Source organism: Treponema sp. R6D11 (genome assembly GCF_054786075.1).
This window is the reverse complement of record NZ_BDHD01000868.1, coordinates 1-466: the sequence shown is the minus strand read 5'-3', so window position 1 is coordinate 466 and position 466 is coordinate 1. Positions and strand designations below refer to the sequence as shown.

Annotated in this window: 1 pseudogene; it reads right to left on the bottom strand. The window is 53.0% G+C overall.

Going from position 1 to position 466, the window contains the following annotated elements:
• Positions 1 to 252, bottom strand: a pseudogene (locus ACYVTD_RS16565) (tRNA (adenosine(37)-N6)-threonylcarbamoyltransferase complex transferase subunit TsaD); the annotation flags it as partial.
• Positions 253 to 466 lie beyond the last annotated feature (214 nt).

The following is a 466-nucleotide window of genomic DNA, read 5'->3' as shown; positions in this document are numbered from 1 at the left end:
CTCTCCCCTAACAAGGTACTGATACCCGATGCCGGCTATCATGGCGGCATTGTCACCGCAGAGGGAAAGAGGGGGGAAAATGCAGTTGAGGTGTTTCTGCTTGGAGAGGCACGAGCGAAGGTAGCTGTTAGCCGCAACGCCGCCGCCTGCGACAATTGTTGTAAGACCGGTATCTTCGGCGGCGTTTAATAGGGCGCGTAAAAGGATTTCTACGGCGGTTTTTTTGGAAGAAGCGGGGCTGTTCCTCTTTTTGGGGTTGGGGTTCTTTTTCTTGTAACTATAAAGCCGGGTTTTAAAGGGGGGGGGTTATTAGGGAAACAGGGGGGAAAAAAAAAAACCTGGCCGACGAAAAATTTGGGCGGTTGTTTGGTTTTTTTGGGGGTAGGGGGGAAGAATAAGGGGGCGCCTTTTTTCTTTCCCCGCCGATAGTCCGGGGCGCGGCGTTCAGGCCGGTAACTTATGACGG